Source organism: Acinetobacter sp. TYF_19, assembly GCF_043105125.1.
GTDB classification, from domain to species: Bacteria; Pseudomonadota; Gammaproteobacteria; order Pseudomonadales; family Moraxellaceae; genus Acinetobacter; species Acinetobacter johnsonii.
On record NZ_JBICLH010000013.1, the window covers coordinates 43,451 to 59,889 of the forward strand.

Annotated in this window: 26 protein-coding genes and 1 pseudogene; 4 read left to right on the forward strand and 23 right to left on the reverse strand. The window is 43.9% G+C overall.

Annotated elements, in window-relative coordinates; genetic code table 11:
* Nucleotides 1-13 precede the first annotated feature (13 nt).
* The 23 genes and pseudogenes from secY to ACF8FD_RS00820 form a co-directional block, all read right to left on the reverse strand.
* Nucleotides 14-1,333, reverse strand: coding sequence for a preprotein translocase subunit SecY (gene secY, locus ACF8FD_RS00710; RefSeq protein ID WP_234305133.1), 1,320 nt, complete (start codon nucleotides 1,331-1,333; stop codon nucleotides 14-16).
* A gap of 45 nt (nucleotides 1,334-1,378) precedes the next feature.
* Nucleotides 1,379-1,819, reverse strand: a complete 441-nt coding sequence (gene rplO, locus ACF8FD_RS00715) for a 50S ribosomal protein L15 (protein WP_004691300.1) — start codon at nucleotides 1,817-1,819, stop codon at nucleotides 1,379-1,381.
* Nucleotides 1,820-1,822: 3 nt separating this feature from the next.
* Complete coding sequence (gene rpmD, locus ACF8FD_RS00720; RefSeq protein ID WP_004691302.1) at nucleotides 1,823-1,999, reverse strand: 50S ribosomal protein L30; 177 nt, start codon at nucleotides 1,997-1,999, stop codon at nucleotides 1,823-1,825.
* A gap of 6 nt (nucleotides 2,000-2,005) precedes the next feature.
* Nucleotides 2,006-2,503, reverse strand: coding sequence for a 30S ribosomal protein S5 (gene rpsE / locus ACF8FD_RS00725; RefSeq protein WP_004691304.1), 498 nt, complete (start codon nucleotides 2,501-2,503; stop codon nucleotides 2,006-2,008).
* Between the two features lie 2 nt (nucleotides 2,504-2,505).
* Nucleotides 2,506-2,856 (reverse strand): 50S ribosomal protein L18, encoded by a 351-nt coding sequence (gene rplR, locus ACF8FD_RS00730; protein WP_004650473.1) that lies wholly within the window; start codon nucleotides 2,854-2,856, stop codon nucleotides 2,506-2,508.
* A 14-nt stretch (nucleotides 2,857-2,870) separates the two neighbouring features.
* Entirely contained in the window at nucleotides 2,871-3,404 is a 534-nt protein-coding gene (gene rplF / locus ACF8FD_RS00735; RefSeq protein WP_004691306.1) for a 50S ribosomal protein L6, read from the reverse strand.
* 13 nt (nucleotides 3,405-3,417) lie between these two features.
* On the reverse strand, nucleotides 3,418-3,813 hold the full coding sequence (gene rpsH, locus ACF8FD_RS00740) for a 30S ribosomal protein S8 (RefSeq protein WP_004691308.1): 396 nt from the start codon (nucleotides 3,811-3,813) through the stop codon (nucleotides 3,418-3,420).
* A 12-nt stretch (nucleotides 3,814-3,825) separates the two neighbouring features.
* The gene (gene rpsN, locus ACF8FD_RS00745) at nucleotides 3,826-4,131 is read right to left on the reverse strand and encodes a 30S ribosomal protein S14 (RefSeq protein WP_004691309.1); all 306 of its coding nucleotides are present in this window, start codon (nucleotides 4,129-4,131) and stop codon (nucleotides 3,826-3,828) included.
* A gap of 9 nt (nucleotides 4,132-4,140) precedes the next feature.
* Nucleotides 4,141-4,677, reverse strand: coding sequence for a 50S ribosomal protein L5 (gene rplE / locus ACF8FD_RS00750; protein WP_004691311.1), 537 nt, complete (start codon nucleotides 4,675-4,677; stop codon nucleotides 4,141-4,143).
* A gap of 15 nt (nucleotides 4,678-4,692) precedes the next feature.
* Complete coding sequence (gene rplX, locus ACF8FD_RS00755; protein ID WP_004691313.1) at nucleotides 4,693-5,010, reverse strand: 50S ribosomal protein L24; 318 nt, start codon at nucleotides 5,008-5,010, stop codon at nucleotides 4,693-4,695.
* Nucleotides 5,011-5,019: 9 nt separating this feature from the next.
* On the reverse strand, nucleotides 5,020-5,388 hold the full coding sequence (rplN, locus tag ACF8FD_RS00760) for a 50S ribosomal protein L14 (protein WP_004657680.1): 369 nt from the start codon (nucleotides 5,386-5,388) through the stop codon (nucleotides 5,020-5,022).
* 92 nt (nucleotides 5,389-5,480) lie between these two features.
* On the reverse strand, nucleotides 5,481-5,738 hold the full coding sequence (rpsQ, locus tag ACF8FD_RS00765; RefSeq protein ID WP_004691314.1) for a 30S ribosomal protein S17: 258 nt from the start codon (nucleotides 5,736-5,738) through the stop codon (nucleotides 5,481-5,483).
* The gene (gene rpmC, locus ACF8FD_RS00770; RefSeq protein WP_004650482.1) at nucleotides 5,735-5,932 is read right to left on the reverse strand and encodes a 50S ribosomal protein L29; all 198 of its coding nucleotides are present in this window, start codon (nucleotides 5,930-5,932) and stop codon (nucleotides 5,735-5,737) included. Before rpmC ends, rpsQ begins: the two co-directional genes overlap by 4 nt.
* Nucleotides 5,932-6,345, reverse strand: a complete 414-nt coding sequence (rplP, locus tag ACF8FD_RS00775; RefSeq protein WP_004691317.1) for a 50S ribosomal protein L16 — start codon at nucleotides 6,343-6,345, stop codon at nucleotides 5,932-5,934. The genes rpmC and rplP overlap by 1 nt, the downstream gene beginning before the upstream one ends.
* Nucleotides 6,285-7,101: pseudogene (gene rpsC, locus ACF8FD_RS00780) on the reverse strand (30S ribosomal protein S3). The gene rplP and the pseudogene rpsC overlap by 61 nt, the downstream one beginning before the upstream one ends.
* A 1-nt stretch (nucleotide 7,102) precedes the next feature.
* A complete protein-coding gene (gene rplV, locus ACF8FD_RS00785; protein ID WP_004691320.1) occupies nucleotides 7,103-7,432 on the reverse strand; it encodes a 50S ribosomal protein L22 in 330 nt (109 codons plus the stop codon).
* A 9-nt stretch (nucleotides 7,433-7,441) separates the two neighbouring features.
* The gene (gene rpsS / locus ACF8FD_RS00790) at nucleotides 7,442-7,717 is read right to left on the reverse strand and encodes a 30S ribosomal protein S19 (protein ID WP_004281508.1); all 276 of its coding nucleotides are present in this window, start codon (nucleotides 7,715-7,717) and stop codon (nucleotides 7,442-7,444) included.
* A 19-nt stretch (nucleotides 7,718-7,736) separates the two neighbouring features.
* Nucleotides 7,737-8,561 carry a 50S ribosomal protein L2 gene (gene rplB, locus ACF8FD_RS00795; protein WP_004691322.1) on the reverse strand — a complete coding sequence of 275 codons (825 nt, stop codon included), beginning with the start codon at nucleotides 8,559-8,561 and terminating at the stop codon, nucleotides 7,737-7,739.
* A gap of 11 nt (nucleotides 8,562-8,572) precedes the next feature.
* Nucleotides 8,573-8,893 carry a 50S ribosomal protein L23 gene (gene rplW, locus ACF8FD_RS00800; RefSeq protein WP_004691323.1) on the reverse strand — a complete coding sequence of 107 codons (321 nt, stop codon included), beginning with the start codon at nucleotides 8,891-8,893 and terminating at the stop codon, nucleotides 8,573-8,575.
* Nucleotides 8,890-9,492: a 50S ribosomal protein L4 gene (gene rplD / locus ACF8FD_RS00805; protein ID WP_004691326.1), complete on the reverse strand. Its 603-nt coding sequence runs from the start codon at nucleotides 9,490-9,492 to the stop codon at nucleotides 8,890-8,892. Before rplD ends, rplW begins: the two co-directional genes overlap by 4 nt.
* An 11-nt stretch (nucleotides 9,493-9,503) precedes the next feature.
* Nucleotides 9,504-10,142 (reverse strand): 50S ribosomal protein L3, encoded by a 639-nt coding sequence (gene rplC, locus ACF8FD_RS00810; RefSeq protein ID WP_004691328.1) that lies wholly within the window; start codon nucleotides 10,140-10,142, stop codon nucleotides 9,504-9,506.
* 60 nt (nucleotides 10,143-10,202) lie between these two features.
* Nucleotides 10,203-10,514 carry a 30S ribosomal protein S10 gene (gene rpsJ, locus ACF8FD_RS00815; RefSeq protein WP_000070912.1) on the reverse strand — a complete coding sequence of 104 codons (312 nt, stop codon included), beginning with the start codon at nucleotides 10,512-10,514 and terminating at the stop codon, nucleotides 10,203-10,205.
* 264 nt (nucleotides 10,515-10,778) lie between these two features.
* Nucleotides 10,779-11,516 (reverse strand): type 1 glutamine amidotransferase, encoded by a 738-nt coding sequence (locus ACF8FD_RS00820; protein WP_058870351.1) that lies wholly within the window; start codon nucleotides 11,514-11,516, stop codon nucleotides 10,779-10,781.
* 149 nt (nucleotides 11,517-11,665) lie between these two features.
* Between ACF8FD_RS00820 and ACF8FD_RS00825 the strand changes: the two genes are divergently transcribed.
* The 4 genes from ACF8FD_RS00825 to ACF8FD_RS00840 all read left to right on the forward strand — a co-directional run bounded on the left by ACF8FD_RS00825 (nucleotide 11,666) and on the right by ACF8FD_RS00840 (nucleotide 16,376).
* Complete coding sequence (locus ACF8FD_RS00825) at nucleotides 11,666-12,886, forward strand: PLP-dependent transferase (protein ID WP_392452955.1); 1,221 nt, start codon at nucleotides 11,666-11,668, stop codon at nucleotides 12,884-12,886.
* Nucleotides 12,887-12,894: 8 nt separating this feature from the next.
* Nucleotides 12,895-14,478, forward strand: coding sequence for a helicase HerA-like domain-containing protein (locus tag ACF8FD_RS00830; protein ID WP_279678743.1), 1,584 nt, complete (start codon nucleotides 12,895-12,897; stop codon nucleotides 14,476-14,478).
* Nucleotides 14,479-14,628: 150 nt separating this feature from the next.
* Nucleotides 14,629-15,837 (forward strand): NO-inducible flavohemoprotein, encoded by a 1,209-nt coding sequence (gene hmpA / locus ACF8FD_RS00835; protein WP_234304460.1) that lies wholly within the window; start codon nucleotides 14,629-14,631, stop codon nucleotides 15,835-15,837.
* Between the two features lie 89 nt (nucleotides 15,838-15,926).
* Complete coding sequence (locus ACF8FD_RS00840) at nucleotides 15,927-16,376, forward strand: Rrf2 family transcriptional regulator (protein WP_151836017.1); 450 nt, start codon at nucleotides 15,927-15,929, stop codon at nucleotides 16,374-16,376.
* The last annotated feature ends 63 nt before the right edge of the window (nucleotides 16,377-16,439 follow it).

Sequence of the window (16,439 nt, forward strand, 5' to 3'; positions counted from 1 at the left end):
ACCTCAAGTGCGCTTATCCCTTAGGATGAGCAGTCGTTTTTCTCATTAACGTTTGATTATCGTACTGATGCGAGGTGAGATGTGCTTGCAGCTGAGCCATAAAGTCCATCACTACCACCACAACAATAAGCAAAGAGGTACCACCTAAAGAGAATGGAATACCAAATGAGCTTTGTAAAATCATCGGCATTAAGCAAATGATGGTGATATAAATCGCGCCAATAAATGTCAAACGGTTAAGAATATGATCTAAGTAACGAGCAGTTTGCTCACCTGGACGAATACCAGGTACATAAGCCCCGCTGCGTTTCAAGTTTTCCGATACTTCTTTCGGGCTAAATACAAGCGCTGTATAAAAGTAACAGAAAAAGATAATTAACGCACCAAAGAGCACCAAATACAACGGCTGACCAGGCGAAAGCACCAATGCCAAATCTTGCAAACTACGTTTGATAATACCCGCATTCGGATCTGCACTACCCACCCATTGCCCTAAGCTCGCAGGGAACAAAAGCAATGAACTTGCGAAAATCGCAGGGATCACACCGGCCATATTAATTTTCAATGGCAAATGTGACTGTTGTGCAGTAAATACACGACGTCCTTGTTGTTTTTGAGCATAGTTTACTGGAATACGACGTTGCGCCTTCTCAATAAACACAATTGCAGCTAATACAGCCAGAGACAACACGCCAAAAATAACCAAGCCGATTAGACTGGTTTGACCATTATCTACTGATGATATTGATTGCAGAATTAAATTCGGCAAACCTGCAACAATACCGGCGAAGATGATCATGGAAATACCATTGCCCACCCCACGTTCGGTAATTTGCTCACCTAACCACATCAAGAACATTGTACCTGCAACCAAAGAGGTTACAGCTGGTACGTAGAAAGCCAGACCTGCAGTTAAGGTAATACCTTGACTGATCAGACCAGCACACATCCCAATTGCCTGCACGAGTGCAAGGAACAATGTACCCTGTCGCGTATATTGATTAATCTTACGCTTGCCTTGTTCGCCTTCTTTCTTTAAAGCTTCCAGCGAAGGAATAACTGTAGACATTAACTGCACGATAATCGATGCAGAAATGTACGGCATAATCCCAAGAGCAAGAATGGACATACGCTCTAATGCACCACCTGAAAACATGTTAAACAAACCAAGGATCGTGCCTTGGTTTGCATTAAAAAGATTTTCAAGTGCGGCATTATTAATGCCTGGTACTGGAATATGTGCTCCTAGTCGAAAAACCAATAATGCACCGATGAGAAACATCATGCGGTGAATAATTTCACGGTATTTCACATGAAATGGCTGGCCTTTCATCATATTGACATGACCTGAAGAACTAGGAGACATAGACACTAGCGATTACTCCTCGACTTTACCGCCAGCAGCTTCAACAGCAGCTTTAGCGCCTTTAGTCACAGCAACACCTTGAACAGTGAATGCACGAGTAATTTCACCAGAAAGTACGATACGAGCACGTAACATATCTTTACGTACAACGTTTGCAGCTTTTAAAGTTTCTAGGCTAACGATGTCGCCTTCCACTTTAGTAAGCTCAGATAAACGTACTTCAGCAGTTTTCAAAGCGATTTGGCTAGTGAAACCGAATTTAGGTAAACGACGATATAACGCAGTTTGACCACCTTCAAAGCCTGGACGAGTACCACCGCTCTTACGTGAATTCTGACCTTTGACACCACGGCCACCAGTCTTACCAACGCCAGAACCGATACCACGGCCTAGACGACGATTTTCACGTTTTGCACCTTCAGCAGGTGCAAGCTCATTTAAACGCAGAGTCATGGCTTATTCCTCTACACTAACCATATAGTAGACTTGGTTGATCATACCACGGTTAGAAGGCGTATCTTGCACTTCTACAGTATGACCAATACGACGCAGACCTAAACCTTGTAGGCTAAGCTTGTGATTTTTCAAGCGATGCGCAGAAGATTTAGTCTGGGTAACTTTAATCGTTTTCATGATTGATTACCCTTGAATTTGTTCTACTGTAAGACCACGTTTCGCAGCAACCTTCTCAGGAGAAGTCATATCACGCAGACCGTTAAAAGTCGCGTTTACTACGTTTGCAGCGTTAGTAGAACCATAACATTTTGTTAATACGTTACGTACGCCTACAGCTTCTAGAACTGCACGCATAGCACCACCAGCGATTACACCAGTACCTTCAGAAGCAGGCTGCATGTAAACACGGCTTGCACCGTGACGCGCGTTAATAGGGTGCTGTACAGTACCGTTAACAAGGTCAACAGTAATCATGTTGCGACGAGCAGCTTCAAGTGCTTTAGAAATAGCAGCTGGAACTTCACGTGCTTTACCACGACCAAAACCTACACGACCATTACCATCACCAACCACAGTCAATGCTGTGAAAGAGAAGATACGACCACCCTTAACAACTTTGGCTACACGATCAACGGCAACCAGCTTTTCAACAAGACCTTCGTTTTGTTCAACTTTAGCCATGATTAGAACTCCAAGCCGTTTTCACGAGCAGCATCAGCCAAGGCTTTGATACGACCATGATATTTGAAACCAGAACGGTCAAATGCAACTTTAGTAACACCAGCTGCTTTAGCGCGTTCTGCGATTAAAGCACCTACTTTAGTAGCTGCTTCAACGTTACCAGTTGTGCCAGCACGTAAAGTAGCATCTAAAGTTGAAGCTTGCGCTAAAACTTTGCCACCATCTGCTGAAATAACTTGAGCGTAGATGTGACGCGGAGTGCGGTTTACACACAAACGAGTCGCACCCAACGCACGGATGTGCAAGCGTGTGCTTTTCGCACGACGCAAACGGGATTGTTTCTTTTCGTTCATAAGAACCTCGCGCCTTATTTCTTCTTAGCTTCTTTACGAAGTACAACTTCGTCAGAATAACGAACACCTTTACCTTTATAAGGCTCTGGTGGACGGTAACCACGGATATCTGCAGCAACCTGACCTAAACGTGCTTTATCAGCAGATTTAAGAACAATTTCAGTTGCTGTAGGAGTTTCAGCAGTTACACCTTCAGGAAGCGTATAGTCGATCGGGTGAGAGAAACCAAGGTTAAGGTTAACAATGTTACCTTTAACCGCAGCTTTATAACCAACACCGATAAGTTGTAACTTACGTTCGAAGCCTTCGCTCACACCTTTTACAAGATTGTTAAGCACAGCGCGAGCAGTACCAGCTTGCATCCAAGCGTCTTTCGACTCAGCTTTTGGAGCAATCGCTAAAATACCGTCTTCCTGTTTAAGCTCGACCAGCGCATGCAGGGTGAAAGACAAAGTACCTTTGCTACCTTTCACTTCGACCTGCCGGCCGTTCTGAGTAACTGTTACACCGTTAGGTACAGTTACTGGGGCTTTAGCCACACGAGACATGAGGAATCACCTATTAAGAAACAAAAGCAATAACTTCACCACCGATACCTGCAGCACGTGCAGCGCGATCAGTCATGATGCCTTTGCTTGTAGAAACAATTGCAATACCTAAACCTTGCTTAACGCTCGGAAGTGCATCTTTACCGCGATACTGACGTAGACCTGGACGGCTTACGCGTTTCACAGTTTCGATAACTGGTTTGCCTTCGAAATACTTTAAAGTCAAAGTAAGAGTTGCTTTGCCTTCAGCATCCGCAACTTCTACGTTTGAAATGTAACCTTCTTGTTGAAGAACGTTTGCAATAGCAACCTTCAACTTAGAGTTAGGCATAGAAACGGTTTGTTTCTTTGCCATTTGCGCGTTACGAACACGAGTTAACATGTCGGCAACGGTATCTTGCATACTCATCTATAGCGCTCCTTACCAGCTTGCCTTAACAACGCCCGGTACATCACCTTGCATTACTGTATCGCGTAATTTGTTACGGCTTAAACCGAACTTACGGAAGTAACCATGAGGACGACCAGTTAAACCACAACGGTTACGTAAACGTACTGGAGACGCATTACGTGGTAATGCTTGGAATTTCATCATCGCTTCGAAACGCTCTTCGTCGCTAGCATTTACGTTTGCAATAACAGCTTTTAATTCAGCACGTTTTGCAGCGTATTTAGCAACAGTAGCTTCGCGTTTCAATTCGCGATTAATCATACTTTTCTTAGCCATATCGACCTCTTATTTGAACGGGAAGCCGAATGCACGCATAAGCGCACGGCCTTCGTCATCGGTGCGAGCAGTCGTAGTGATGGTAATATCCATACCACGAATACGATCAATCTTATCAAAATCGATTTCAGGGAACATGATTTGTTCCTTAAGACCCATTGAGTAGTTGCCACGACCGTCAAATGATTTCGCAGAGAAACCACGGAAGTCACGGATACGAGGGATCGCAATCGAGATTAGACGGTCTAAGAATTCGTACATACGTTCGCCGCGTAAAGTAACTTTACAACCAATCGGCCAACCATCACGGATTTTGAAACCAGCGATTGATTTGCGAGCTAACGTAAGAACTGGTTTTTGACCAGCGATAGCTTGCATATCAGCAAGAGCACCATCAAGGAGTTTTTTGTCAGCAGCAGCTGCGCCAACACCCATGTTGATCGTGATTTTAGTAATGCGAGGAATATCCATCACATTTTTAACGGCTAAAGTCTCTTGTAATTGAGCCTTAAGTTCGTCGTTGTAACGCGTTTTAAGTCTGGCCATTGCCTTTTCAACCTATTACTTCGCTACCGCCACTGATTCACCATTTGACTTGTAAACGCGAGTTTTCACGCCTTCAGTCACTTGGTAACCAACACGGTCAGCCTTTTGGGTTGTAGCATTAAAAATTGCCACGTTAGAGATATGAAGCGAAGCTTCTTGTGTAACTACAGCGCCTTCAGCACCTGTTGCACGGTTCGGCTTTTGATGCTTCTTAACCAAGTTAAGGCCTTCAACCATAACACGGTCATTTGAAACAGACAGAACAGTACCCTGTTTGCCTTTTTCTTTACCTGCGATCACAATAACTTGATCGCCTTTTTTAATCTTAGCCATGATTGCCTCTTATAGAACTTCAGGAGCCAGTGAAATAATTTTCATGAACTGTTCAGTACGAAGTTCACGAGTCACTGGTCCGAAAATACGAGTTGCAATCGGCGCTTTGTTGTTGTTCAAAATAACAGCAGCGTTATCGTCGAAACGAATCACTGAACCGTCTGGACGACGGATACCGAATTTTGTACGAACTACAACAGCATTCATCACGTCACCTTTTTTAACACGTGCGCGTGGAATAGCTTCTTTTACAGTAACTTTAATAATGTCGCCAACAGAAGCATAACGACGGTGTGAACCACCAAGTACTTTAATACATTGTACGCGGCGAGCACCACTATTGTCTGCTACGTCTAGCATACTTTCGGTTTGAATCATTGCCCTACTCCAAAACCGAGCATCACCGGTCACAATTTCGAAAGGCTCAAAGAGTACTCGAAATTAACCGATGATGCAACAGATACGTCTAATTACTCAGCAGCAGCTTCAACAACTTCAACTAGAGTCCAAGACTTAGTTTTAGAAATTGGGCGGCTTTCTTTGATAGTCACAACGTCGCCAGTTTTAGCTGTGTTGTTCTCATCGTGAGCATGTAATTTAGTTGAACGGCGGATTGATTTGCCATACAACGGGTGTTGAACGCGGCGTTCGATAAGTACAACAATAGACTTGTCCATTTTGTCGCTTACTACTTTGCCGGTTAACGTGCGAACTGTTTGTTCACTCATTGTCCGTTCCCCTGTTTTTCGGTAAGGAGTGTCTTAATACGAGCAATTGTCTTACGAGTAAGTGCAACTTCGTGCGATTTACCCAATTGACCAGTTGCTTTTGCCATACGAAGACGGAATTGGTTAAGCTGTTGCTCATCAAGCAAAGCTGTCAACTCTTCTACCGACTTTTCACGTAGATCTTTAGTTTTCATTACATTACCGTCCGAGTCACGATAGTGGTTTTAAACGGAAGTTTAGCAGCTGCAAGCGTAAACGCTTCGCGAGCCAATTCTTCGTTAACACCATCAATTTCGTACAAGACTTTACCTGGTTTGATTTGACAAACCCAGTATTCCACAGAACCTTTACCTTTACCCATACGCACTTCAAGAGGCTTAGAAGTAATCGGCTTGTCTGGGAAAACACGGATAAAGATCTTACCACCACGTTTAATACGACGGCTGATTGTACGACGCGCTGCTTCAATTTGACGAGCAGTCATTTGACCACGCTCAACAGATTTAAGTGCGATTGTACCAAAAGATACCGAGCTACCGCGGTGAGCTAGACCAGTGTTACGGCCTTTCTGCACTTTACGGAATTTAGTACGTTTAGGTTGTAACATGGATTATTCTCCTTTTTCAGCAGAACGATCATTGCGACGACCACGACGCTCTTGACCTTCACCACGACCACGACCGCGTTTAGCTGGACGTTCTTCAGCTGGAGCTGGGTTCATGACTTGTTTCATGCCACCCAAGATCTCACCACGGAAGATCCAAACTTTAACACCAATCGTACCGTAAGTCGTTTCAGCACGCATAGTTGAATAATCGATGTCTGCACGAAGTGTATGCAAAGGTACGCGACCTTCACGATACCACTCAGTACGTGCAATCTCAGCACCACCTAAACGGCCCGATACTTCAACTTTGATACCTTTAGCACCAGCACGCATTGTGTTTTGAACCGCACGCTTCATAGCACGACGGAACATTACACGTTTTTCTAATTGAGAAGCGATAGCTTCAGCAACTAAACGAGCGTCTAAGTCTGGGCGATCGATTTCATTGATGCTTACTTGCGCTGGAATACCCATAATTTGAGTAAGTTCACGCTGTAATTTCTCAATGTCTTCGCCTTTTTTACCGATAACGATACCAGGACGTGCAGTGCTAATCGTTACTTTAGCAGCGCCCGTAGGACGTTCGATAAGAATATTGCTGATCATTGCATTCTTAAGTTTTTTAGTTAAAAACTCACGAACTTGAAGATCTTTAAGCAAGTATTCAGCGTATTGTTTCGGACTCGCATACCAGTTGGCGTTATGACGTTTTACAACACCAAGGCGGATACCGATTGGATGAACCTTCTGACCCATATCAAACCCCTACCTTAACGGTAATGTGACAAGTACGCTTAGTAATACGATCTGCACGGCCTTTAGCACGTGGCATAATACGCTTAAGGCTAGTGCCTTCATCAACGTAAATCGTAGTAACCTTAAGGTCGTCTACATCTAAACTGTTATTGTGTTCAGCGTTTGCAATTGCAGATTCCAATGCTTTTTTAACCAAAACTGCAGCTTTTTTGTTGCTGAAGTTGAGAATATTAAGCGCGTGAGCAACAGATTTGCCACGGATTAGGTCTGCAACCAAACGAGTTTTTTGTGCCGAGATAGCGGCACCGCGTAATTTAGCAGTAACTTCCATCATAGCACCTTAACGTTTAGATTTCTTGTCAACACCGTGACCACGATAGGTACGAGTTGGCGCGAATTCACCAAGTTTGTGACCAACCATATGTTCAGATACGATCACTGGAACATGGTTACGGCCATTATGTACAGAAATTGTTAAACCAACAAAATCTGGGAGGATCATCGAACGACGCGACCAAGTTTTGATCGGCTTACGGTTATTAGCCGCGATAGCCGCTTCAACCTTAGCGAACAAGTGCGCATCGACGAATGGGCCTTTTTTCAGAGAACGAGGCATTGTCAGATTCCTTTACTTGTTACTTAACGCGACGGTCGCGAATAATCATCTTAGTCGTACGCTTATTGGTACGTGTCTTGTACCCTTTAGCTTTTTGACCCCATGGGCTTACAGGTTGAATACCTTTGCTACGACCTTCACCACCACCGTGCGGGTGATCTACTGGGTTCATCGCCATACCACGAACGGTAGGACGAACGCCACGCCAGCGTGCTGCACCTGCTTTACCAAGTGAACGAAGGTTGCTTTCTTGGTTAGAAACTTCACCAAGAACTGCACGGCACTCAACGTGAATTTTACGCATTTCACCAGAACGTAAACGAACGATAGCGTAAGAACCGTCACGACCCAACAACTGAACTGAAGTACCAGCAGAACGAGCTAATTGCGCGCCTTTACCGATTTTAAGTTCGATGTTGTGAAGAGTAGAACCGATAGGCATGTTGCGAAGCGGTAAACAGTTACCTGGACGAATTGGAGCATCGTTACCAGATTGAACTTTATCGCCAGCGCGAAGGCCTTTAGGCGCGATGATGTAGCGACGCTCACCATCAGCATACAATACTAGTGCAATGTGTGCTGTACGGTTAGGATCGTATTCAATACGCTCTACAGTTGCAGGAATACCATCTTTGTTACGTTTAAAGTCAACTAGACGGTAGTGCTGCTTGTGACCGCCACCAACGTGACGAGTCGTTATGTGACCGTTATTATTACGACCACCAGTACGTTTTTTAGCTTCAACCAACGGAGCATAAGGCGCACCTTTGTGAAGATGGTCGTGAACGACTTTCTCTACAAAGCGACGCCCAGGAGACGTTGGCTTACATTTTTGAATTGGCATAATTCTCGTCCTTATTCCGCTGCGCTTTCAGCGGTATCGCCCAAGTCAGCCATTTCAACATCTTGGCCAGCTTTCAGGGTGACGTATGCTTTTTTAACATCAGAACGACGTCCTAATGTTTTACCAAAGCGTTTAGTCTTACCTTTAGTGATCGTTGTGTTAACTTTAACAACTTGAACACCAAACAATTGCTCAACAGCTTTTTTGATTTCAAGTTTGTTTGCATCAAGTGCAACTTTGAAAACTTGAACACCAGCAGTTTCGCCTAAAACTTGTGCTTTTTCTGAGAATACAGGTCCTTGTAGGACTTGATAGATACGTTCGTTGTTCATCCGAGTTCTACCTCAATTTTCTTAGCAGCAGCTACAGACATAACAACTTTATCGAACGCAATCAAGCTAACAGGATCGATAGCAGCAGCATCAACCACATCAACGTGTGGAATGTTGCGCGCTGCAAGGTATAGATTCTCATCTACAGATTCTGTAACGATCAATGCACGAGTAGCATTCAAGTCGTTAAGTTTTGCAAGCAACTCTTTAGTTTTTGGAGCAGCAACAGCAAACTCTTCAACCAATACAAGACGATCTTGGCGAACAAGTTCAGCTAAGATACATTGCATTGCACCGCGATACATTTTGCGGTTAACTTTTTGAGACCAATCTTGTGGGCGAGCAGCAAAAGTTTTACCACCACCTACCCAGATTGGGCTACGAATAGAACCAGCACGAGCGCGACCAGTACCTTTTTGACGGAATGGCTTTTTGCCACCGCCAGAAACGTCTGCACGTGATTTCTGAGCTTTTGAACCTTGACGGCCACCAGCTAAATAAGCTGTAACAACCTGGTGTACAAGAGCTTCATTGAATTCACGACCGAACGCAACTTCTGATAATTCAACAGCAGAGCCGGAAACAGTATTTAAATTCACGTTATTTCCCCTCAGGCCTTGATCGTAGGACGAACAGTTACGTCACCACCAGTAGCGCCAGGAATTGCACCTTTCACTACTAAAACTGAACGTTCTGCGTCGATAGATACAATTTCTAGACCCTGTACAGTTACGCGCTCAGCACCTAAATGGCCAGCCATTTTTTTGCCTTTGAACACGCGACCAGGAGTCTGGTTTTGACCTGTAGAACCCAGAACACGGTGAGAAAGTGAGTTACCGTGAGTCGCATCTTGCGTACGGAAGTTCCAACGCTTAACACCACCTTGGAAACCTTTACCTTTCGACTGACCAGTTACGTCAACTACTTGACCAACTGTGAACATGTCTACACCGATAGTTCCACCAACTTCACGACCTTCAAGATCAGCTTCTGTTGCACGGAATTCTTGAACTAGACGACCAGCAGCAACACCCGCTTTCGCGAAGTGACCTTTCTGAGCGTTAGTTACGCGAGATTCGCGACGTTCACCAGTAGTGATTTGAATCGCTTGATAACCATCAGTTTCAAGCGTTTTGATTTGAGTGATGCGGTTAGGATCAACCTCAATCACTGTAACAGGCACAGAAACACCAGCATCTGTAAAGATACGTGTCATACCGCACTTGCGACCGACTAAACCAATAGCCATGTGCATAAACCTCTAAAAAAGCGGCCTAATTAACTTAGAGCGTTAATTAACCCGAAAGCCTTAACCCAATGCGATCTGAACATCAACACCAGCTGCAAGATCTAACTTCATCAATGCATCTACAGTTTTGTCTGTAGGCTGAACGATGTCGATCAAACGTTTATAAGTGCGGATCTCGTATTGGTCACGCGCATCTTTGTTAACGTGTGGTGATGTTAAAACGTTAAAACGTTCAATGCGTGTAGGCATTGGAATTGGACCACAAACTTGTGCGCCAGTACGTTTTGCTGTTTCTACGATTTCTTGAGCTGATTGATCAATTAAACGGTGATCAAAAGACTTCAAACGGATACGAATTCTCTGGTTAGACATACCAGTAAACTCCAAGCCAAATATATAAAGAATCACTCCTGACGCATCTCACCCCACTAAAAGGTAAGTGTCAAGAGCAGTGAAATATCACTAAGGTCATGATCGATGCCACGACTGTCACGATGTTAACTACTTTATTCGCAGTTAACCCCCTTTCATTAAAGGGTCGCTCATTATAGCCATTGTTTAATGCATAAGCAAATCCATTTTTGATTTTTTACAATATATTCAATTTGTTTGGATTATCAGTAGCTTAAAAAAGCATCAATAGACTGTTTGCCGCAACACATAATCAATTGCGCTATTAAGAATTTGATTTCCCTCAATAAAATTTAATTTTGGCGATTTTTTCAATTCAGTCTCAGTTGCCACGTATTGCCCCGAAAACTTATTCAGCTCGTCATCATTTTCTAAAAAGAGTGCCAAGGTTTCTGGCACGATCTCTGGGTGAAATTGAAAACCCAATACATTCTTTCCAATTTGGTACATTTGATTGCGACAGACTGTATTTTCAGCCAAATGTACAGCACCTTTTGGAATTTCAAAGGTCTCGCTATGCCATTGCATCACATTAAACTGTTCAGGTAACTCAAAGCATTCTGTTGGGACATGCTGGATTTTGCGTACTGTCGCCCAACCCAACTCCTGTTGTTCATTGCGACTGACCGCAGCTCCAAGTGCATTGGCAATCAGTTGCCCACCCAAGCATAAACCAATCGCAGGTTTTCCTGCGGCCAAGTAACGCCTTAACCAACGCTTCTCAATCTTTAACCATGGAAAATTCACTTCATCATTCACACTCATGGTGCCCCCCATAATGATGAGTAAGTCAACATCCTCAATACTCGGTAAGGCCTCTATCTCTAAGGCTTGATCTATAGGTAAAGCAAAAAACTCGGTTGCACTGATTACTGCACCTTGTTGTTTTAAATATGTATAGCAACTGCCGAACCCTTCACCAGCAATATGCTGAAAATAATGTACTTTTAAATGCGACGTCATGCGCTTATGCCTTCTTTTTACTATCCTTATCGATGATTTAGCAAAATTGAAGCCAACTTTTTATTTTGTTTACCTTTATTCACATTTGTTCAATTTTCTCGCCTATTTAGAAACTTTCTCTTAAGCTAAAAACAATTTATCGCTTTATGATGAGTCGATTCGTGAAAAAAAACCCGCAAACCGCATTGGTTCATGCACCAAGACAAGCGCCTCAGTACATCTCAACGGTCCAACCTCCCCTGTATCGTGCATCGACGATTATTTTTAAAGATACCGATGCACTGTTTAATCGCCATTGGACCGATGACTATGATTATAGTTATGGCACCCACGGCACCCCCAGCACATTTACATTGGGCGATAACATTGCACAAATTGAAGGTGGAAAGTACTGCCTACTCGCACCAAGTGGATTGTCTGCAATTAATTTGGTGAACTCATGTTTTTTAAGTCATGGTGATGAAGTTTGGGTGGCGGATAATATTTACGGGCCAAACATGGAGCATCTTCGTAATCTAGAAAAACGCTATGGTATTGGTGTTCGTATTTATAACCCTATTGATGTGTCCTCTTTCCAACCGACGGAAAAAGCAAAACTGATTTGGCTAGAAGCCGCAGGGTCGGTCACACTGGAGTTTCCAGATTTGGTCGGACTGGTGAAAAAGGCACAAACGCATCATGTGCGCACTGCTTTAGACAACACATGGGGCGCAGGCCTTGCCTTTAATGCTTTTGATTTTAGTGATGCGCACTTAAGTGTAGATATGACGGTACATGCTTTGACCAAGTACCCAAGTGGCGGCGGAGATATTTTAATGGGCTCAGTCGTGACACGTGAGCGAGCTTTACATCATCAACTCTTTCGCACGCATGCCATTCAAGGCATTAGCGTCTCTGGGGATGATGTTGCTCAAGTCCAACGCAGTCTAGCTTCAATGCGCGTTCGATATGCCGCACAGTCTGAAAGTGCACTACAGCTAATGGCATGGCTAGAACAACAATCTGAACTTGTGCAGGTCTTACACCCTGCCAATCCGAATGCTGCGGGTCATTCATATTGGAAAGACATTTGTGTCGATCAACACAGTGCAGGTTTAGTCAGTGTCATTTTCAAACCCGAATTTGATCTGCAGGATATTCGTCAGTTTTGTGATGCCCTGTCGCTCTTCAAACTCGGCTTTAGTTGGGGCGGTCCTGTAAGTTTAGTGATGCTGTATGACCTCAAAGACATGCGTGCACTTGAGCATACACATTTACAACAAGGTTTATTGGTTCGCTTTTGTATAGGACTAGAACATCCTGCCGATTTAATTCAAGATATAGAAAACGCACTAAAACAACTGAATAACCATCACAAAAAAATTGAATAGGAAGAAGTATGAGCACCCCGATCATCATTGCTAAGAAAACCACGAATACCCAACAAGATGTTGTTCTACACTCGAAGTTTGCCAACCGTCATGGCTTAATTGCAGGGGCAACAGGGACAGGTAAAACCGTAACCCTGAAGGTGTTGGCTGAAAGTTTTTCCAGACTCGGGGTGCCCGTATTTTTAGCCGATGCCAAAGGTGATGTTTCCAGCTTAGCGCAGGCCGGTGCATCCAATCCCAAATTTGATGAACGCATTAAAAGTTTAGGCATCGACAGCATTCCCTTTGCTGCATCCCCCGTGGTGTTTTGGGATTTATTTGCTGAACAAGGTCATCCTATTCGTACCACGATTACCGAAATTGGCCCGCTGTTGCTAGCACGTATGCTGAATTTAAATGACACCCAAGAAGGGGTACTTTCTGCGGTATTTCGTATTGCAGATGATCAAGGAATGTTACTGATCGACTTTAAAGACTTAAAAGCCATGATTGGTTATGTCAGTGAACATGCCTCAGAGTTTAAAGCCGAATATGGCAACCTATCTCCTGCCAGCCTTGGCGCAATTCAACGGAATTTATTGGCACTGGCCGATCAAGGCGGTGATCAATTTTTCGGAGAGCCCAGCTTAAATATTCTCGACTTTATTCAGACCGACAGTAATGGTCATGGCTATATCAATATTCTAGCCGCAGACAAGCTCATGAATACCCCAAAGCTCTATGCCACTTTTCTGCTCTGGATGCTTTCAGAGTTATTTGAACAGCTGCCTGAGGTTGGTGATATGGACAAGCCCAAGCTGGTGTTCTTCTTTGATGAAGCACATTTGCTGTTTGATAATGCCAGTGCAGCACTGCAAGAAAAAATTGAACAAGTGGTGCGCCTAATCCGCTCCAAAGGGGTGGGTATTTACTTTGTCACGCAAAACCCACTGGATTTGCCTGAAAGCGTCCTAGGACAGCTCGGCAATCGCGTACAACATGCCTTACGTGCTTTTACCCCGAAAGATCAAAAAGCGGTTAAAACGGCTGCAGACACCTTCCGTGCCAACCCTGAATTTAAAGTTGAGCAAGCCATCACCGAGCTAGCTGTGGGTGAAGCTTTGATTAGTTGCCTCGATGAACAAGGCACACCACAAGTCGTGGAGCGCGCATGGGTAATGCCACCCTACTCGTCTTTCAGTCCCATTAGCCCAGAACAACGTCAAGCCTTGATTTCACAAAGTATCGTGGCAGGTATTTATGAAAAAAGTCTAGACCGTGAAAGTGCTTTTGAACTTCTACAAAATAAAGTGGTTGAACGCCAACAACAAGCCGTACAGATAGAGCAAGAGAAACAACAAGCCAAAGAACAAGAGCTGCTCGCAAAACAGCAAGCCAAAGAAGCTGAAACACTGGCTAAGCAACAAACACGTGAGCAAGAGCGTATCGCAAAAGAACAGCAGAAAGAAGCTGAACGTGAAGCGAAACAGCGTGAGAAGCTAATTCAAGACACGCTCGGAACCTTTGCTAAAAGTGCCGCACGTAGCCTTGGGGGCAGTACAGGACAAAAAATCGTCCGTGGTTTACTCGGCTCTTTGTTTGGGCGTAAGTGATCTACTTTTTAAATCTAAAAATCAAAATTTATGGGATATTATTATATTCCATAAAAAAATTAAGCTTTTCTTTAAAAGATGTATTTACATTGCATCTTTAAAGGTATATTTTAAATACATCTTATAAATGATAGCCAAGAGAGATCAAACATGACTCCGCAGCAAATTGACCTTGTAAAAGCAACTGTTCCTGTCCTTCGTGAAAATGGTGTCGCACTCACGGGTTATTTTTATAACCGCATGTTAGGTAACAATCCTAATTTAAAAGAAACCTTTAATATGGGGCATCAGCGTAGTGGTGCTCAAGCCCAAGCTTTGGCGGGTGCAGTGTTGGCCTATGCAGAAAACATTGAAGATCCTTCTGTATTGCTTCCTGTGGTTGAGCTGATTGCCCACAAACATGTCAGCTTGAATATTCAAGCACCCGACTACAATATTGTTGGGGAAAACCTCCTCCATTCGATTAGTGAAGTTTTAAGTATTCCAATGGAAGACCCGTTGATTGATGCTTGGGCTGCGGCGTATGGTCAATTGGCTGATTTATTCATTAGCACTGAAAAAGCGATTTATGAGCAACATCAACAAACTAAAGGGAGCTGGTTAGGCTGGCGCAACTTTAAAATCGCGAAAAAAGTAGTGGAAAGCGATGAAATCACCTCTTTCTATCTTGCCCCTGTGGACGGTGGTGATTTACCAAAATATGAAGCAGGTCAATACATTTCAGTACGTGTATTTGTTGAGGAACTTGGTCTAAAACAACCTCGCCAATACACCCTTTCAACTAGCCCTCAAGCTGACTATTTACGTATCTCGGTCAAACGCGAAGATGAAAAAGGTGATTTGGCAGGAGGCTGGGTGTCAAATACTCTGCATGGTTTAGCCGAAGGTGCTGAAATTGAAGTGTCTGCACCAACAGGTAACTTCTACCTGATTGACCCAAATAAACGCAATGTCTTTATTAGTGGTGGTGTAGGTCTCACGCCAATGGTGGCGATGCTAAATCAGTTGGTGACTTTAGATATGCCAGAACCTGTGACTTTTGTACACGCCTGCCGCAGCAAACAAGTGCATGCCATGAAACAGCACATTCATGACTTAAAAGCCAAATACCCACGCTTAAGTACCTTTACTGCATATGAGTTCCCACATCAAAGCGATGTTTTGGGTCAAGATTATGATGCGCAGGGTCGCCTTGATTTGAGTACCATTGATAGCGCGATTCTACCTGTTCAAGCAGACTACTACTTATGCGGCCCAATGCCATTTATGGCTGAACAACAAAAAGCCCTGATTGCTCGTGGTGTGCCTGCCGAAAATATTCACAGTGAAGCTTTTGGCACAGGTGGTGTTCATCACTAACTCATGCCATCGGCATAAAATAGAGAGGGTTAGTCAGGTTATGCTAGACTAACCCTTTGTTTTTTTGCTTATCAACGATCAGTACCCTCATGCAGCTCAATAAATTTACCGATTATGCTTTGCGAATTCTGATGTATGTTTCCCAGCCGAAAGCACTGCCGCATACCATCGCAGAACTGGCGCAAGCTCTACAAGTGTCTGAAAACCACTTGATGAAAATCGTACACTTTATGGCGAAACAGCAGTGGATTATTACTGCACGTGGTCGTGGCGGTGGGATTCGACTCAATCCAGAAACCCTCCATTTAAGACTGGGCGAAATTGTACGGGTCTTACAAGCGGATCAGAACATTGTGGAATGTAACACCCCACCTTGTGTACTCCGTTCAAATTGCGGACTGAAAGGGATCTTAGATCAAGCGTTGGATCAGTTCTATCACAGCTTAGACCAATATACATTAGCTGATGTACTGGGCACTGAGGCTCAGAATAAATTCACGACCCACTCACCGATTAACCTGATCAATCTTGCAAATTAAGGTCTTTTATAGACAAGATTACGGACTTTACGCTGCAAAGGTCGATTGCCTGCTCGACTTCCA

Bases quoted from the DNA above. Each gene is read 5' to 3' on its own strand.
- secY (WP_234305133.1), bottom strand. From the start codon at position 1,333: ATGAAAGGCCAGCCATTTCATGTGAAATACCGTGAAATTATTCACCGC.
- rplW (WP_004691323.1), bottom strand. From the start codon at position 8,893: ATGAACAACGAACGTATCTATCAAGTCCTACAAGGACCTGTATTCTCA.
- hmpA (WP_234304460.1), top strand. From the start codon at position 14,629: ATGACTCCGCAGCAAATTGACCTTGTAAAAGCAACTGTTCCTGTCCTT.
- ACF8FD_RS00820 (WP_058870351.1), bottom strand. From the start codon at position 11,516: ATGACGTCGCATTTAAAAGTACATTATTTTCAGCATATTGCTGGTGAA.
- rpsQ (WP_004691314.1), bottom strand. From the start codon at position 5,738: ATGAGTGAACAAACAGTTCGCACGTTAACCGGCAAAGTAGTAAGCGAC.
- rplP (WP_004691317.1), bottom strand. From the start codon at position 6,345: ATGTTACAACCTAAACGTACTAAATTCCGTAAAGTGCAGAAAGGCCGT.
- rpsJ (WP_000070912.1), bottom strand. From the start codon at position 10,514: ATGTCTAACCAGAGAATTCGTATCCGTTTGAAGTCTTTTGATCACCGT.
- rpsH (WP_004691308.1), bottom strand. From the start codon at position 3,813: ATGAGTATGCAAGATACCGTTGCCGACATGTTAACTCGTGTTCGTAAC.
- ACF8FD_RS00830 (WP_279678743.1), top strand. From the start codon at position 12,895: ATGAGCACCCCGATCATCATTGCTAAGAAAACCACGAATACCCAACAA.
- rplC (WP_004691328.1), bottom strand. From the start codon at position 10,142: ATGGCTATTGGTTTAGTCGGTCGCAAGTGCGGTATGACACGTATCTTT.
- rpmD (WP_004691302.1), bottom strand. From the start codon at position 1,999: ATGAAAACGATTAAAGTTACCCAGACTAAATCTTCTGCGCATCGCTTG.
- rpsN (WP_004691309.1), bottom strand. From the start codon at position 4,131: ATGGCTAAGAAAAGTATGATTAATCGCGAATTGAAACGCGAAGCTACT.
- rplO (WP_004691300.1), bottom strand. From the start codon at position 1,819: ATGACTCTGCGTTTAAATGAGCTTGCACCTGCTGAAGGTGCAAAACGT.
- rpsE (WP_004691304.1), bottom strand. From the start codon at position 2,503: ATGGCTAAAGTTGAACAAAACGAAGGTCTTGTTGAAAAGCTGGTTGCC.
- rplR (WP_004650473.1), bottom strand. From the start codon at position 2,856: ATGAACGAAAAGAAACAATCCCGTTTGCGTCGTGCGAAAAGCACACGC.
- ACF8FD_RS00825 (WP_392452955.1), top strand. From the start codon at position 11,666: ATGAGTCGATTCGTGAAAAAAAACCCGCAAACCGCATTGGTTCATGCA.
- rplB (WP_004691322.1), bottom strand. From the start codon at position 8,561: ATGCCAATTCAAAAATGTAAGCCAACGTCTCCTGGGCGTCGCTTTGTA.
- rpmC (WP_004650482.1), bottom strand. From the start codon at position 5,932: ATGAAAACTAAAGATCTACGTGAAAAGTCGGTAGAAGAGTTGACAGCT.
- rplE (WP_004691311.1), bottom strand. From the start codon at position 4,677: ATGGCCAGACTTAAAACGCGTTACAACGACGAACTTAAGGCTCAATTA.
- rpsS (WP_004281508.1), bottom strand. From the start codon at position 7,717: ATGCCTCGTTCTCTGAAAAAAGGCCCATTCGTCGATGCGCACTTGTTC.
- rplX (WP_004691313.1), bottom strand. From the start codon at position 5,010: ATGGCTAAGATTAAAAAAGGCGATCAAGTTATTGTGATCGCAGGTAAA.
- rplF (WP_004691306.1), bottom strand. From the start codon at position 3,404: ATGTCTCGTGTGGCTAAAGCCCCAGTAACTGTACCTAACGGTGTAACA.
- rplN (WP_004657680.1), bottom strand. From the start codon at position 5,388: ATGATTCAAACCGAAAGTATGCTAGACGTAGCAGACAATAGTGGTGCT.
- rplV (WP_004691320.1), bottom strand. From the start codon at position 7,432: ATGGAAGTTACTGCTAAATTACGCGGTGCCGCTATCTCGGCACAAAAA.
- ACF8FD_RS00840 (WP_151836017.1), top strand. From the start codon at position 15,927: ATGCAGCTCAATAAATTTACCGATTATGCTTTGCGAATTCTGATGTAT.